The sequence below is a fragment of the Bacillus sp. K2I17 genome, assembly GCF_002209985.1.
Classification (GTDB): domain Bacteria; phylum Bacillota; class Bacilli; order Bacillales; family Bacillaceae_G; genus Bacillus_A; species Bacillus_A wiedmannii.
In genome coordinates, this window is sequence record NZ_NJGF01000007.1 from 1 (window position 1) to 15,577 (window position 15,577).

Here is a 15,577-nt window from a genome sequence, read left to right on the forward strand (position 1 = left end):
GGGGAATGTCTTATAAATTAGGGAGGAACAACTTCGATACATATACTATAAAAGTTGGATGTGACCTTGATGTGAACATAGAGTGAAAGGTATGAGAATTTGAGAAATGATACATATAAAATGATTGTTGCGAGAGTTGTAGAGTACGAATAAATATAATAGAAAGTTTCTTGTCATAAAATGAAGTGGAGTTCGAGTATAAATAAAAGTTGAAATCTTTAAAAAAAAGGATTATGCTCAACTATATTATAAGAATATAAGGTTTATCCCGCTATGTAAGGTTTCTTATAAGCCTTTAGTTATGAGGGGAAAAGGGAGTTAGTGAACATGGAAGTAACAAAAAGACAAGGGCTGTATAATCGTTTTATACGATTAAATCCACCACAAATATTAGCACTAGGTTTTTTCTGCTTAATTGTGGTTGGCGGTTTGTTATTAAAGTTACCATTCGCAACGAAAGTACATATTAGTTGGGTAGATGCTTTCTTTACGGCAACGTCAGCAGCAACTGTAACCGGATTAGGAGTAGTAGATACTGCAAGTACGTTTACGATGTTTGGCGAGATTGTTATTATGTTTTTAATTCAAACAGGTGGTTTAGGTCTTATGACAATTGCCATTTTAATTGTTTGGGTATTAGGTAAAAAAATCGGGTTACGCCATCGATTATTAATCGGAGAGGCATTTAATCAAACAAATATAGGTGGTCTTGTAAAATTAGTAAAACGTGTCTTTATATTTTCAATTTGTATTGAGCTTATTGGAGTCATCTTTTTATCGTTTCGCTTTGTTCCAGAGTTTGGCTTTGGAAAAGGTGTATACTATAGTATTTTTCATGTTATTGCATCTTATAATAATGCTGGATTTGCTCTATGGCCGGATAATTTAACGAGGTATGTAGGAGATCCTATTGTTAATATAGGGATTTGCTCATTAATCGTAATTGGTGGTCTCGGTTTTACCGTATTAATTGATATATGGTATAGTCGTAGCTTTCGAAAATTATCCCTTCATTCTAAAATCATGATTGTTGGAACGGTAGCGTTAAATGTTATAGCAATGATTGTGATTTTTGTATTGGAATATAATAATGTGAAGACGTTAGGAGATTTACCTTTAAATGAAAAGTTATGGGCTTCTTTCTTCCAAGGTATTACTCCTCGTACTGCTGGATTTAATACAGTTGACTACGGGGGGATGGAAGAATCATCTATATTATTTACGATGGTTTTAATGTTTATTGGTGCAGGAAGTGTATCGACAGGTGGAGGGATTAAATTAACAACGTTTGTTATTTTAGTTACATCCGTCCTTTCTTTCTTTAGAAAAAAAGAGGAAATCGTTTTATTTCAGCGCACGATAAAAATGTCAACAGTAACGAGAGCGTTAGCCATTGCTGTTGCCAGTCAAATACTCATTTTTGCAGCAGTATTTGTATTAATGCTTACAGAAAACTTTAGTTTTATTCAGTTACTATTTGAAACAATTTCAGCGTTTGGAACAGTAGGGTTAACGATGGGGATTACTGCAAAGTTATCAGCGTTTGGAAAATGTATTATTATGTTTGTTATGTTTTGTGGATTAATTGGACCGTTAACACTTGTTTTTTCTTTAGCGCGACCAGCAAAACAAAAAATTAAATATCCATCGGAAGATGTATTTACAGGATAAGGTATCCCGCATAAGCGAGATACCTTTTTCTTTTTAAAAAAGGGAGAACAATAATCCGACAAGTGCTACTCGGAATAAAATTGCAATGAGTGCTGCAATTCCGCCGACAATCGCAGCGATACCACCAGTTACAGTAGCTCCGCGATTATAAGCGTAAATTCCTAGTAATACAGAAACAAGACCAAATAATGTTGGGAAGGTAAAGAGTGATAAGATAGATAAGGCAAGAGCGATAAAGCCAGCAGTTGATCCAGCGGCGGACGATCTTACATCATCTTTATTATCTTTCTCATCGTAATCATAATCAATGCGCTGTGGTGCAACCTCAGCTGCATATTCTTCTTTATAGTCACTATAATCACTATCTATTCTATCTCTTTTTTTATACTCATCAAATTTCTCAGTCAAAGTCATGGCTCCTTTCATAACAAGGTTCAATAGTAGTATGCATCTCTTTTTCTTTTTTATCCCGCTATTGTAGCCCGTAAACATCTGATTGCTGATGGCTAATAATCAATGGGGGATGAACAAAGCCCTGCTGATTAAAGTTTCACTTTATCCGAACGAGTACAAGGCGTAATTCCACTTAGAAGAGTAAAATTGTTTTTTTGAAATAGGAAAAGTTAGTATGACTTCCTCTATTTTGGAAAGTATAAAAAAGAATAATGAGGAAAGGGTGCAATACATAATGGAACATCCAATTGAAGATTTAATGAAAACAGCAATGACAAATTTAAAAGAGATGGTAGATGTAAATACGATTGTCGGAAGTCCAGTTTCAACAGCTGATGGAAATGTAGTATTAACAGTATCTCAAGTGGCTTTTGGTTTTGGTGCCGGCGGAAGTGACTTTAAAGGTGATTTTATTTCCGAAAAGCATAATAACGGACAAGGGCAGCATAAAGAGAAGAAGCAAAGCCATCCATTTGGAGGCGGAAGCGGGGCTGGGGTTTCTATTAGCCCAGTTGCTTTTTTAGTAGTCGGTTCTAACGGTGTGCAAGTATTACACCTCAATAGTAGTACACATTTAATTGAAAAGGCTTTAAATACGGTACCAAGCACTGTAGATAAATTTGTAAATGGTCGCCAAAAGTGAACTTGCATTTTTTAGGAATTATGATATATTAGAAAAAGTGCGCTTTAAGATGATCGGAATAATTGAACTGTAAATATATATGATGTGTGGAATAAGGGAGAGGAATTTATGATTAATATCAAAAACTTAGTAGTTGGCTTATGTATGTTAGTAAGCGGTTTTGTTGTATATGTAATAAAAGAAAAAGCTCCATTCTAAAACAGACAAACCGTTACTGTCTGTTTTTAATTTACAAAAAATGTTGACAAGTTATTGTATTAGTGTTAAAATTTTAATTCGTGTCTCGGTTACAGCTAGTGTAAAGTAAATAAATCTTATAAATATAATACGAAAAGTTTGCGAAAGATCGGGTAGTCTTACCAACAACTTTTGTGAACAAACCCTATAAATTATTATTGTAGGCTTTATATGTATACTAGTGAATCAAGGAGCGGTCAGTGGAACCGTAATGATGAGAGAGAGGTAGGGCTTTCATCCAGTATATGTTACTTTCCCGTTAGGTGAATATAAAAAAGAGGACTCCTTTTGAAAAGGAGTCCTCTTTCTTTTTGTATAATACATTTAAGTGCGGCTCTCTACTTGCTGACAAATTTCATCTGTTGTTAAACCATGAGCTGCAATTACCGATCCCTTAATTGATGCATCTGCAATACCCATCATATTAGAATCTTGCCCAGTTACAACACAACAATCGCACCCTTGTGCATCCTGTTCGGAGCCAAGGGTAACAACTTCATGTCCCTGTTGCTGAAGAGCTTGTTGAACATCTGTTAATGAGTTTTCAACGCCAATTCTAGCCATAATTCTCACCTCCTACCATCTAGTTGCTAGTATGCTCAAGTCCACTGCATATATTTATGAAAAGACGGTAGGAAGTAAATCTTTGTTTAGTCGTTATATACACCAGTAAGCATTTGACTTACGAATTGATCGTTTAAAGTATCTTGGGCAGAAGAAGTATTTGAATGAATGTCAATTGAAGCAATAAAATTATTATGTTCTTTATTATTTGGTTCTACCTCTACATAATTATCGAATTTACAAAAACCTTTCGTATCCATTAGATCAAATAGTTGAAGCATTTCTACTACCTCTTGTCTCGTTCCTTTAATTTGTACACACGCCATATTGATTTCCTCCTTCATTTTGACAAATTGTTTTTTAAAAATAGGATTATGATTACGAAACGAAAAATATGAATGTTATTTTTAGACAGCGTTATTTTTATTATTTTCCCCCTTTTTCAGCAAAAGTCGTTATATATTACCGAATTTATAAAAACGGACGTCCGTTTATTGAATACAATAGATTCGTATCAATTGATGAAAATCCTTCTTTTAAACAAATATTTTTTTTAGTGGAAATTGACGAAAAAAATTTTTGACTTTTTGTAAACGTTAACAATGCTGTTAAATCAATATAATCAAAGATGTACGTACGATTAAAAATTATAAATTTTCTAAAAATTCACTTGATTTATTTAGAAAGGAGAGTAAACTAGGAAACAATAAAAAATTCATAGAACATAGGAGGCGCTTTCCAGTGAACGAGCAATGGATTTTCTTAAATGGAGAATTTGTTCCAAAAGACGAGGCAAAAGTTTCAGTATATGATCATGGTTATTTATATGGCGATGGAGTATTTGAAGGAATTAGAGTATATAGCGGTAATGTTTTCCGTTTGAGAGAGCATCTTGTCCGGTTATATGAATCAGCAAAATCCATCATGTTAGAAATTCCATATTCTTTAGATGAAGTAACGAATATTGTTGTTGAGACGATTCGACAAAATAAATTATCTAATGGATACATTCGCCTTGTTGTATCGAGAGGAGCAGGAAATCTTGGATTAGATCCTGATTCTTGTAAGAAACCGAATGTAGTAGTAATTGCAGAACAACTATCTTTATTCCCGCAAGAATATTATGAAAAGGGGATTCCAGTTGTAACAGTTGCAACGCGCCGAAACCGTCCAGATGTTTTGTCGCCTCAAGTAAAATCTTTAAATTACTTAAACAATATTTTAGTTCGTATTGAAGCGAAATTAGCTGGAGTACAAGAAGCACTTATGTTAAATGATCAAGGATACGTAGCTGAAGGCTCAGGAGATAACGTGTTTATTGTAAAAGGAAATAAATTAATTACACCACCAAGTTCTGCTGGAGCGTTAGAAGGCATTACACGAAACGCTATATTAGAAATCGGTGAAAAACTTGGATATGACGTTAGAGAAGAGTTATTTACAAGGCATGATGTATATGTAGCTGATGAAGTATTTTTAACAGGAACGGCTGCTGAAGTAATTGCTGTTACGACAGTAGATGGTAGAACGATTGGTTTAGGGCAAACAGGTCTACATACGAATCGTTTATTAGAAGAATTCCGAAAGTTAGTTGTAGAAGATGGAGAGAAGATTTACGAAGAAAATAAAGTTGGATAACAACTCTTTATAACAATAAGAAAGCGTTGAGAGGGAGGAGTAGTTGATTGTGAAGCCTCACAGAGAGTCGGTGGTTGCTGAAAACCGATGGTTCACGTCGACGAACATCGCCCTTGAGTGCTAAGCTGAAGCATTTGTCTAGGCTTAGACGGTAGCTCCGTTATTAGCTAGACTCATTTATGGGTCACTGAGGCAAGAGTATTCTTGCGAAGAAGGGTGGTACCGCGAAATCTTTCGTCCCTTCAGCACATAGCTGGAGTGTGGACGTAGGATTTTTTTTATTGATAAAAATTTTCAAAAAGGGGGCTTATAAGAACAATGTCTTCAAAAACGCAAGAGAAACTGGCAACTGGTGCACAGCTATTGTTAGAAGCGTTAGAAAAGGAAGGAGTAGAAGTGATTTTCGGTTATCCTGGTGGTGCTGTTTTACCTCTTTATGATGCACTCTATGACTGTGAAATTCCGCATATTTTAACAAGGCATGAGCAAGGAGCTATTCACGCCGCGGAAGGGTATGCCAGAATTACTGGCAATCCAGGGGTTGTCATTGCAACGAGTGGGCCAGGTGCTACAAATGTTATTACCGGTCTAGCAGATGCGATGATTGATTCATTACCACTTGTTGTATTTACAGGGCAAGTAGCAACGACGTTAATTGGAAGTGATGCTTTCCAAGAAGCGGATATTATGGGGCTTACGATGCCGGTGACAAAACATAACTATCAAGTGCGAAAGGCTTCAGATTTACCTCGAATTATTAAAGAAGCATTTCATATTGCTAGAACAGGAAGACCAGGCCCAGTCGTTATTGACCTTCCGAAAGATATGGTAGTAGAGCAAGGAGAACGCTGTAATGACGTACAAATGGATTTACCAGGATACAACCCTAATTATGAACCAAATTTACTCCAAATAAACAAATTATTACAAGCAATTAGCGCTGCAAACAAGCCGTTAATTTTAGCTGGAGCAGGTGTATTGCATGCGAAGGCTTCGAAAGAGTTAACAAGTTTTGCTCGTAAATATGAAATTCCTGTTGTGCATACATTACTTGGTCTTGGTGGGTTTCCGCCAGATGATGAACTTTTTCTAGGGATGGGAGGAATGCACGGTTCTTACACAGCCAATATGGCGTTATATGAATGCGACTTACTTATTAATATAGGTGCAAGATTCGACGATCGTCTTACTGGGAATTTAGCTTATTTTGCTAAAAAGGCGACTGTTGCGCATATCGATATTGATCCAGCCGAAATCGGAAAAAATGTGCCGACTGAAATTCCTATTGTTGCAAGTGCTAAGCGAGCTTTGGAAGTATTACTTCAACCAGAAGGAAAGAAAGAAAATCATCATGAATGGATCTCTTTACTAAAGAGTAGAAAAGAAAAGTATCCATTCTCTTATAAACGAAATTCTGAAAGTATTAAGCCTCAATACGCAATTGATATGTTATATGAAATTACGAAAGGAGAAGCGATTGTAACAACAGATGTTGGGCAACATCAAATGTGGGCGGCACAATATTATCCGCTCAAAAATCCAGATAAATGGGTAACTTCAGGAGGATTAGGAACGATGGGATTTGGGTTTCCAGCAGCAATTGGTGCGCAAATTGCAAAGCCTGAGGAACTAGTTATTGCAATTGTAGGTGACGCTGGATTTCAAATGACCTTGCAAGAATTAAGTGTGTTAAAAGAACACTCATTGCCTGTTAAAGTATTTATTTTAAATAATGAAGCTTTAGGAATGGTAAGACAATGGCAAGATGAATTTTATAATCAAAGATACTCGCACTCTTTACTGTCGTGTCAACCAGATTTCGTCGCTCTTGCGAATGCGTATGGCATAAAAGGAGTTCGTATAGATGATCCACTTCTTGCAAAGAAGCAAATAAAGCAGGCGATTGAATTAAAAGAACCGGTCGTAATTGATTGCCGTGTACTTCAATCAGAAAAGGTAATGCCGATGGTTGCGCCAGGGAAAGGTGTTCACCAAATGGAGGGAGTGGAAAAAAGGTGAAGAGAATTGTTACAGCGACAGTTCGAAATCAAAGTGGTGTATTAAACCGAATTACGGGTGTTATGACACGAAGACATTTTAATATTGAAAGTATTTCAGTAGGTCATACGGAATCATCGGACATATCGCGGATGACGATTGTTGTACACGTTGAAAATGAACTGCAAGTGGAGCAGTTAATTAAACAACTTCATAAGCAAATTGATGTTCTGAAAGTATCAGATATTACAGAAGAAGCGATGATCGCAAGAGAACTTGCACTTATTAAAGTAGCAACATCAGTAGCAAGAGCAGAATTATATAGTTTAATTGAACCGTTTCGAGCCGCTGTAATAGATGTTGGGAAGGATTCCATAGTTGTGCAAGTAACTGGTACGCAGGAGAAAGTAGAAGCATTAATTGAATTACTTCGTCCGTATGGTTTGAAAGAAATTGCTAGAACAGGTGTAACAGCATTTACGCGTAGTATGAAAAAACAAGATAAGCAAGTTATGTTAATTCAATAATCATTTAAATATAGGGGGAAATGAAAATGACAAAAGTTTATTATGAGAAAGATGTAACGGTAAATGTATTAAAAGAAAAGAAAGTAGCAATCATTGGATATGGTTCGCAAGGTCATGCGCATGCGCAAAACTTACGTGATAACGGATTTGATGTAGTAATAGGTTTAAGAAAAGGGAAGTCTTGGGATAAAGCGAAAGAAGATGGATTTTCTGTATATACAGTAGCAGAAGCAGCGGAAAAAGCTGATGTAGTAATGATTCTACTACCAGATGAACTCCAGCCAGAAGTATATGAAGCGGAAATTGCGCCAAATTTAAAGGCAGGAAATTCTCTCGTTTTTGCACACGGATTTAATGTTCACTTTGATCAAGTGAAACCACCAGCTAATGTAGATGTATTTCTAGTAGCGCCAAAAGGGCCAGGGCATCTTGTGCGCCGTACATTTGCTGAAGGCGCAGCTGTTCCTGCATTATTTGCAGTATACCAAGATGCAACAGGAGTTGCGACTGAAAAGGCACTTTCTTATGCTGATGGGATTGGAGCGACGAGAGCTGGTGTATTAGAAACGACATTTAAAGAAGAAACAGAAACAGATTTATTTGGAGAGCAAGCTGTGCTTTGCGGTGGAGTAACTGCGCTAGTAAAAGCTGGATTTGAAACGTTAGTTGATGCTGGTTATCAACCGGAACTTGCATATTTTGAATGTTTACATGAACTAAAACTAATCGTTGACCTGATGTATGAAGGCGGACTTGAAAATATGAGATATTCAGTTTCAGATACAGCGCAGTGGGGCGACTTCGTATCAGGACCACGCGTTGTAACGGAAGATACGAAGAAAGCGATGGGTGCAGTGCTAGCAGAAATTCAAGATGGTACATTTGCAAGAGGCTGGATTGCAGAGCATAAAGCAGGAAAACCAAATTTCCATGCGACAAATGAGAAAGAGAATGAACACGAAATTGAAGTAGTTGGACGTAAATTACGTGAAATGATGCCGTTTGTACAGCCGCGAGTAAAGGCAGGGGTCAAATAATATGAAGCAGATTTTGTTCATGGATACGACGCTACGTGATGGCGAACAATCACCAGGAGTAAATTTAAATGAACAAGAGAAATTGCAAATTGCAAGGCAATTAGAGAGACTAGGTATTAATGTCATGGAAGCTGGTTTTGCAGCAGCTTCCGAAGGGGATTTTCAATCGGTAAAACGCATCGCAAATACCATTCAAAATGCTACAGTTATGAGTTTAGCTAGAGCGAAAGAAAGTGATATTCGAAGAGCATATGAAGCGGTGAAAGGTGCTGTATCTCCTCGTTTACACGTATTTTTAGCTACAAGTGATATTCATATGAAATATAAACTTTGTATGTCAAAAGAAGATGTATTAGATAGTATTCACCGCTCGGTTACACTCGGGAAATCATTATTTCCGACAGTACAATTTTCTGCAGAAGATGCGACAAGAACAGCAAGAGATTTTTTAGCTGAAGCAGTTGAAGTTGCGATTCGTGCAGGAGCGAATGTAATTAATATTCCAGATACAGTTGGATATACGAATCCAAAAGAATATTATTCTCTTTTTAAATACTTACAAGAATCCGTTCCTTCATATGAAAAAGCAATTTTCTCTTGTCATTGTCACGATGATCTTGGGATGGCAGTAGCAAATTCATTAGCTGCGGTTGAAGGCGGAGCGTTGCAAGTAGAAGGAACAATTAATGGAATTGGAGAAAGAGCAGGTAATGCGGCGCTAGAAGAGGTCGCAGTTGCTCTTCATATTAGAAAAGATTTCTATAAGGCGGAGTCTTCTATGACGCTAAAAGAAATTAAAGCGACGAGTACATTAGTAAGCAGATTAACAGGTATGGTTGTACCGAAAAATAAAGCGATCGTTGGAGCGAATGCATTTGCTCATGAATCCGGAATTCATCAAGATGGTGTTTTAAAAGAAGTGACAACATATGAAATTATTGAACCAGCGCTAATAGGCGAATCTCAAAATCTATTCGTACTTGGAAAACATTCTGGACGTCACGCGTTTACAGAAAAAATGAAAGAGCTTGGCTATGAATTTACAAAGGAAGAACGAGATGCGGTGTTTGAAGCGTTCAAAAAATTAGCTGATCGTAAGAAGGAAATTACTGAGGAAGATTTACGTGCACTTATGCTTGGTGAAGCAGCATTTGCAGCTCAGCAATATAACATTACGCAACTACAAGTTCATTTCGTATCAAATAGTACACAATGCGCGACAGTTGTACTAAAAGACGAAGAAGGAAATGCATACGAAGATGCAGCCACTGGTTCTGGTAGTATTGAGGCGATCTATAATGCAATCCAAAGAATTTTAGGATTAGAATGTGAATTGGCGGATTATCGCATACAATCTATTACACAAGGTCAAGACGCACTGGCTCATGTTCATGTTGAATTAAAAGAAGGAACGCATCAAGTATCAGGTTTTGGTGTTGCGCAAGATGTATTGGAAGCGTCGGCAAGAGCATATGTCCATGCAGCAGGGAAATTAAAATCTCTTATAGCGCTTGTGAAATAAGTGTTTGATGGGTGAGGGAGAAGTTTCCTTACCTATCAAATTAAAGTTCTGAAAATTCAGTTAAAAGGAGTGTTGAAATTGGAAAAACGTATCGTTTGTTTAGCTGGTGATGGTGTTGGCCCAGAAATTATGGAAAGTGCGAAAGAAGTATTGCATATGGTAGAAAGGTTATATGGACATCATTTTCACTTACAAGATGAGTACTTTGGCGGGAGTGCTATCGATTTAAATGGGCAACCATTACCACAACGAACGCTTGCCGCTTGTTTAGCAAGTGATGCGGTTTTACTTGGAGCGGTTGGTGGACCAAGGTGGGATAGCGCGAAAGAAAGACCGGAGAAAGGATTATTAGCTCTAAGAAAAGGACTTGGAGTATTTGCGAACGTTCGCCCTGTAACGGTAGAAAGCGCAACGGCACATTTATCGCCATTAAAAAACGCTGATGAAATTGATTTCGTTGTTGTTCGTGAATTAACAGGCGGAATTTATTTTTCTTATCCGAAAGAACGAACGGACGAAGTAGCAACAGATACACTTACGTATCATCGTCATGAAATTGAACGGATCGTTTCTTATGCCTTTCAATTAGCGAGTAAGCGGAAGAAAAAAGTAACATCTATTGATAAGGCGAATGTTTTAGAATCTAGTAAACTATGGAGAACTATTACGGAAGAAGTAGCACTTCGTTATCCAGACGTTGAACTAGAACATATTTTAGTAGATGCAGCTGCGATGGAGTTAATTCGGAATCCAGGACGGTTTGATGTAATTGTAACGGAAAATTTATTTGGGGATATTTTGAGTGACGAGGCTTCAGTATTAGCGGGATCATTAGGAATGCTTCCATCAGCAAGTCATGCGGAAAAGGGACCTTCATTATACGAGCCTATTCACGGATCAGCACCGGATATTGCCGGGAAAAATAAGGCAAATCCAATTGCAATGATGCGCTCTGTTGCAATGATGCTTGGGCAATCATTTGAATTAACGAGAGAAGGGAATGCAATTGAATCTGCGATATCTGCAGTTCTTAAATTAGGAAAATGTACAGCAGATATCGGAGGAGATGAGACGACAACTTCATTTACGAAGGCAGTTATACAAGAGATGGAAGAGCAAGCGTTAGTAGGGAGAGGGAGATAATGGGAAAAAGGCTGCTAGATAAACTTTGGGAAAGACACGTAGTTACGACAAACGAAAATGGATTAGATTTATTATATATCGATCTTCATCTTGTTCATGAAGTAACGTCACCGCAAGCCTTTGAAGGCTTGCGGCTTACAAATCGAACGGTTCGCAGATCGGATTTAACATTCGCAACGATGGATCATAATATTCCAACGAAAGATGTTTGGAATATTACCGATCGCATTGCGAAGCAGCAACTAGATACACTCCGGGAAAATTGTAAACAATTTCAGGTGCCGTTAGCGGATATCGGGGATGAAGAGCAAGGGATTGTTCATGTTATCGGACCAGAACTTGGACTTACACAACCAGGAAAAACAATTGTTTGTGGTGATAGTCATACAGCAACGCATGGTGCGTTTGGCGCACTAGCATTTGGCATTGGTACGAGTGAAGTGGAGCATGTATTGGCAACGCAAACGTTATGGCAACGAAAGCCGAAAGCGATGGGTATTGAGTTAAAAGGAAAATTACAGAAAGGTGTTTACGCAAAAGATATTATTTTGCATTTCCTTTCAAAGTACGGTGTAGCAGTTGGAACTGGATATGTAATGGAATTTTACGGAGATACGATTGAGGCTATGGAGATGGAAGAGAGAATGACGCTTTGTAATATGGCAATTGAAGGAGGAGCAAAGGCTGGTATTATAGCACCAGATGAAAAAACATTTGCTTATGTAAAAGGACGTAAATATGCACCGAAAGACTTTGAAACATTCGAGAAGAAATGGTCTGAACTTTATACAGATTCAGATGCAATTTATGATTTGCATATTTCGATAGATGTGACGGATTTAGCACCGTACGTTACATGGGGAACAAACCCGAGTATGGGTGTTCGTATTGATGAAAAATTGCCAGAAAAGCAGGATGCAAATGACGAAAGAGCATTTTCTTATATGGGATTAAGCCCTGGACAAAGCACGTATGACATTCCTGTTCAGCATGTTTTCATTGGATCTTGTACAAATTCCAGGCTTTCTGATTTAGAAATTGCTGCATCTGTTGTGAAAGGGAGAAAGGTAAAAGAAGGTGTGCGAGCGCTCGTTGTGCCTGGATCGAAAAGAGTAAGAGAAGCTGCGATGCAAAAAGGGCTACATCACATATTTGAAGAAGCTGGATTTGAATGGAGAGAACCTGGATGTTCAATGTGTCTTGGAATGAATCCAGATCAAGTACCTGAAGGAGAACATTGTGCTTCGACTTCAAATCGTAATTTTGAAGGAAGACAAGGAAAAGGGGCACGAACACATTTAGTTAGCCCAGCAATGGCGGCAGCAGCTGCGTTATACGGTCATTTTGTTGATACTAGAAAGGAGAGTTATGATGGAGCCATTTCGTATTCATAAAGGTACTGCTGCAGTACTGATGAATAATAACATTGATACAGATCAAATTATTCCGAAGCAATACTTAAAGAGAATTGAAAGGACGGGATTTGGAAAATATTTATTCGATGAATGGCGTTATGATAATAACCGCCATGAAAACCCTAATTTTCCGCTTAATGCACAAAATAGAAAAGGAGCAAGTATATTAATTACAGGTGATAATTTTGGTTGTGGTTCTTCAAGAGAACATGCTCCGTGGGCGCTTGCTGATTATGGTTTTCGCGTTATTATCGCCGGCGGGTTTGCAGATATTTTTTATATGAATTGTATGAAAAATGGTATGTTACCAATTGTAATGGATAAAGAAATACGAGAACAACTTGCCATAACGGATGCGAGAGAACAAATAGAAGTAGATTTAGAGAATGAGGTAATTAAAACAAGTACGCACAGGTTTCATTTTACAATCGAGAAAATGTGGAAAGAGAAATTATTAAATGGTCTAGACGAAATTAGTATTACGATGCAATATGAACAAGAAATTGTAGAGTATGAAAGGAGAGTAGCTTTACATTAAGAAATAACGGAATGTTCAAAAAGTATTTACATTCAGAATTAAGTATTATATACTATGTAAAAATCAGAGGAGAAAGGGAGTAAGTATTATGAATATCATGCAATCTATTAAAGTGCTTACACAACTACATCATCATACATAAAGCCCTTGAACCTAGCGTGAAAACGTGTAGGTACAAGGGTTATTCCCGTTGTACCTACACTCTACTAAAGAGCCTTGTAGGTATTTTGTCTACAAGGCTCTTTTTATTTTCGGTTTAGGTGAATGAAATGAGCATACATTAGAAAGGGAAAGGTGTGAGAATTTAGATGACAAAATGGAAACGGGCAAACCCAAATGGAACGAGAGACTATTTATTCGAAGAATGTACGTTAATTGAAGAGGTGGAGCAAAAATTAAGACGTACTTTTTTAGGGCGAGGTTATGAGGAAATAAGGACACCTACAATTGAATTTTATGATGTTTTTGCCTTTCAAAATAGACCGATAGATGAAGAAAAGATGTATAAATTTTTTGATGAAAAGGGACGGATTATCGTGTTACGTCCAGATATGACAATTCCTTTAGCGAGAGTGATGGGAACGCAGAGGTGGGATACGCCGCTTAAACTGACGTATGGCGGGAATGTATTTCGGGCGAATGAGTCCCTTACTGGAAAATATAATGAAATTGTACAAAGTGGTATTGAAATTATAGGTATTGATAATGTAAGAGCTGAAATTGAATGCGTCATAAGCGTCATTCAATCACTTCAAAAGGTGAAGGTACAATCTTTTACAATAGAGATTGGGCAAGTGCAATTATATAAATGTATTGTAAAAAAACTCTCCATTCATGAGGAAGAAGAGAGAGTACTTAGGACATACATTGAAAGTAAAAATTATGCGGCTCTATCAAATTTTATTAGAGAAAAGAAATTAGATCGATGTGATGAAACAGTAAGATTACTTGAGAAGTTACCAAGACTATTTGGGAACTTAGAAGTGATTGAGGAAGCAGAAAAACTCGCCTCAAGTAATGAAATGAAAATGGCGATTGCAAGAGTGAAAGAAATATATGAAGCAATTGAAAGACTAGGCTATGGATCTTACATATCAATTGATTTAGGTATGATCCAACATTTAGATTACTATACGGGAGTTATTTTCAAAGGGTATATATATGAAATAGGAGAAGAAATTGTTAGTGGCGGAAGATATGATGAGTTAATTGGAAATTTTGGAGAGATGCTGCCGGCTGTTGGACTCGCGGTGCAAGTCAATCAAATTGTGAAGGCGCTGCAAGAGCAACAAGAACCATATGAACAAAAGGGAATAGATATTATTATTCATTATGAGTTAAATAGATTAGCAGAAGCGGAAAGATTACGAAATTTACTTCAAAAGGACGGGAAAAAAGTAGAGCTATCCTTATTCTCTAATGTAAATGACACCTTTCAATTTGCAAGAAAAAATCAAATAGTAACGGTCGTTGAGGCGAAGAACGAATCATTAGTGGAATATGTATGGAAAGAGAAATGGGTAGTCCAGAAAGAAGGAGAAACTTCATGCGTAACATTCAAATTGCGTTAACGAAGGGAAGATTAGAAAAACATGTGATTCCGCTCTTTGAGCAGATTGGAATTGATTGTTCGGAGCTCAAAAATAAAGGACGAAAGCTTGTTTTTCAAAGTAAAAATACAGATATCTCATTTATTTTAGTGAAAGCAGTAGATGTTGCTACTTATGTAGACCATGGAGTAGCTGATATTGGGGTCGTTGGAAAAGATATTTTAATGGAAAACGAGAAAGATATTTATGAAATGTTAGATTTAGGAGTGGGCGTGTGTAAGTTTTGTGTTGCTTCTATTCCTACGTATAATCCGAAGAGCTACCGAAAGAAACGCATTGCGACGAAATATCCACATATTACTTCTAACTATTTTCATGATAAAGGGGAGGATGTAGAAATTATTAAAATAGAAGGTTCTGTAGAAATCGCTCCTATTCTTGGATTGGCAGATGCAATTGTTGATATTGTGGAAACAGGAAAAACATTACAAGAAAATGGGCTCATTGTATTTGAGGAAATGTATTCTATATCTGCTCGGATGATTGTAAATAAGGCTGCATTAAAAACTAAAAAAGACGAAATATTCAGTATTGTAAATATGATGGAGCAAGAAATTTTGTCAGGAAAATAGGGGGACTTG

General features: G+C 37.1%; 17 protein-coding genes and 1 other annotated feature. Of the genes, 14 read left to right on the forward strand and 3 right to left on the reverse strand.

Translation table 11 applies throughout. The annotated features are described in order from the left end of the window. Nucleotides 1–327: 327 nt before the first annotated feature. On the forward strand, nt 328–1,671 hold the full coding sequence (locus CER22_RS10400; protein WP_088062622.1) for a TrkH family potassium uptake protein: 1,344 nt from the start codon (nt 328–330) through the stop codon (nt 1,669–1,671). A gap of 33 nt (nt 1,672–1,704) precedes the next feature. On the opposite strand, the gene CER22_RS10405 is transcribed toward CER22_RS10400, so the two are convergent. After that, nucleotides 1,705–2,097, reverse strand: a complete 393-nt coding sequence (locus CER22_RS10405) for an imidazole glycerol phosphate synthase (RefSeq protein WP_137012683.1) — start codon at nt 2,095–2,097, stop codon at nt 1,705–1,707. Nucleotides 2,098–2,299: 202 nt separating this feature from the next. Between CER22_RS10405 and ytfJ the strand changes: the two genes are divergently transcribed. Continuing rightward, nucleotides 2,300–2,767 carry a GerW family sporulation protein gene (gene ytfJ / locus CER22_RS10410; protein WP_053078521.1) on the forward strand — a complete coding sequence of 156 codons (468 nt, stop codon included), beginning with the start codon at nt 2,300–2,302 and terminating at the stop codon, nt 2,765–2,767. A 108-nt stretch (nt 2,768–2,875) separates the two neighbouring features. After that, nucleotides 2,876–2,965, forward strand: coding sequence for a hypothetical protein (locus CER22_RS10415; RefSeq protein WP_000608225.1), 90 nt, complete (start codon nt 2,876–2,878; stop codon nt 2,963–2,965). A 363-nt stretch (nt 2,966–3,328) separates the two neighbouring features. Here the strand turns inward: CER22_RS10415 and CER22_RS10425 are convergent, their stop codons facing one another. Both CER22_RS10425 and CER22_RS10430 read right to left on the reverse strand, forming a co-directional pair. Continuing rightward, on the reverse strand, nt 3,329–3,568 hold the full coding sequence (locus tag CER22_RS10425; protein WP_060489510.1) for a YkuS family protein: 240 nt from the start codon (nt 3,566–3,568) through the stop codon (nt 3,329–3,331). A gap of 86 nt (nt 3,569–3,654) precedes the next feature. Beyond that, nucleotides 3,655–3,894, reverse strand: coding sequence for a DUF3911 family protein (locus CER22_RS10430; protein WP_000752504.1), 240 nt, complete (start codon nt 3,892–3,894; stop codon nt 3,655–3,657). A 68-nt stretch (nt 3,895–3,962) separates the two neighbouring features. Between CER22_RS10430 and CER22_RS34100 the strand changes: the two genes are divergently transcribed. From CER22_RS34100 to hisG, 11 genes are all read left to right on the forward strand, one after another. Further along, nucleotides 3,963–4,151: a hypothetical protein gene (locus CER22_RS34100; protein ID WP_087985493.1), complete on the forward strand. Its 189-nt coding sequence runs from the start codon at nt 3,963–3,965 to the stop codon at nt 4,149–4,151. A gap of 158 nt (nt 4,152–4,309) precedes the next feature. After that, nucleotides 4,310–5,206, forward strand: coding sequence for a branched-chain-amino-acid transaminase (ilvE, locus tag CER22_RS10440; protein WP_087985494.1), 897 nt, complete (start codon nt 4,310–4,312; stop codon nt 5,204–5,206). 17 nt (nt 5,207–5,223) lie between these two features. Beyond that, nucleotides 5,224–5,451 (forward strand) — a binding site (T-box leader). Between the two features lie 73 nt (nt 5,452–5,524). After that, complete coding sequence (gene ilvB / locus CER22_RS10445; RefSeq protein ID WP_088608732.1) at nt 5,525–7,225, forward strand: acetolactate synthase large subunit; 1,701 nt, start codon at nt 5,525–5,527, stop codon at nt 7,223–7,225. Further along, entirely contained in the window at nt 7,222–7,731 is a 510-nt protein-coding gene (gene ilvN / locus CER22_RS10450) for an acetolactate synthase small subunit (protein ID WP_088608733.1), read from the forward strand. Before ilvB ends, ilvN begins: the two co-directional genes overlap by 4 nt. Before the next feature lie 20 nt (nt 7,732–7,751). Next, nucleotides 7,752–8,768 (forward strand): ketol-acid reductoisomerase, encoded by a 1,017-nt coding sequence (gene ilvC, locus CER22_RS10455; RefSeq protein ID WP_097889760.1) that lies wholly within the window; start codon nt 7,752–7,754, stop codon nt 8,766–8,768. A 1-nt stretch (nt 8,769) separates the two neighbouring features. Then, entirely contained in the window at nt 8,770–10,290 is a 1,521-nt protein-coding gene (leuA, locus tag CER22_RS10460; RefSeq protein WP_088608735.1) for a 2-isopropylmalate synthase, read from the forward strand. 78 nt (nt 10,291–10,368) lie between these two features. Then, nucleotides 10,369–11,433 (forward strand): 3-isopropylmalate dehydrogenase, encoded by a 1,065-nt coding sequence (gene leuB / locus CER22_RS10465; RefSeq protein WP_088608736.1) that lies wholly within the window; start codon nt 10,369–10,371, stop codon nt 11,431–11,433. Next, a complete protein-coding gene (gene leuC, locus CER22_RS10470) occupies nt 11,433–12,827 on the forward strand; it encodes a 3-isopropylmalate dehydratase large subunit (protein ID WP_088608737.1) in 1,395 nt (464 codons plus the stop codon). Before leuB ends, leuC begins: the two co-directional genes overlap by 1 nt. Next, nucleotides 12,805–13,386, forward strand: coding sequence for a 3-isopropylmalate dehydratase small subunit (gene leuD, locus CER22_RS10475; protein WP_088608738.1), 582 nt, complete (start codon nt 12,805–12,807; stop codon nt 13,384–13,386). Before leuC ends, leuD begins: the two co-directional genes overlap by 23 nt. A 308-nt stretch (nt 13,387–13,694) precedes the next feature. Then, the gene (gene hisZ / locus CER22_RS10480; protein WP_088608739.1) at nt 13,695–14,957 is read left to right on the forward strand and encodes an ATP phosphoribosyltransferase regulatory subunit; all 1,263 of its coding nucleotides are present in this window, start codon (nt 13,695–13,697) and stop codon (nt 14,955–14,957) included. Continuing rightward, nucleotides 14,933–15,568 (forward strand): ATP phosphoribosyltransferase, encoded by a 636-nt coding sequence (gene hisG / locus CER22_RS10485; protein ID WP_088608740.1) that lies wholly within the window; start codon nt 14,933–14,935, stop codon nt 15,566–15,568. Before hisZ ends, hisG begins: the two co-directional genes overlap by 25 nt. The last annotated feature ends 9 nt before the right edge of the window (nt 15,569–15,577 follow it).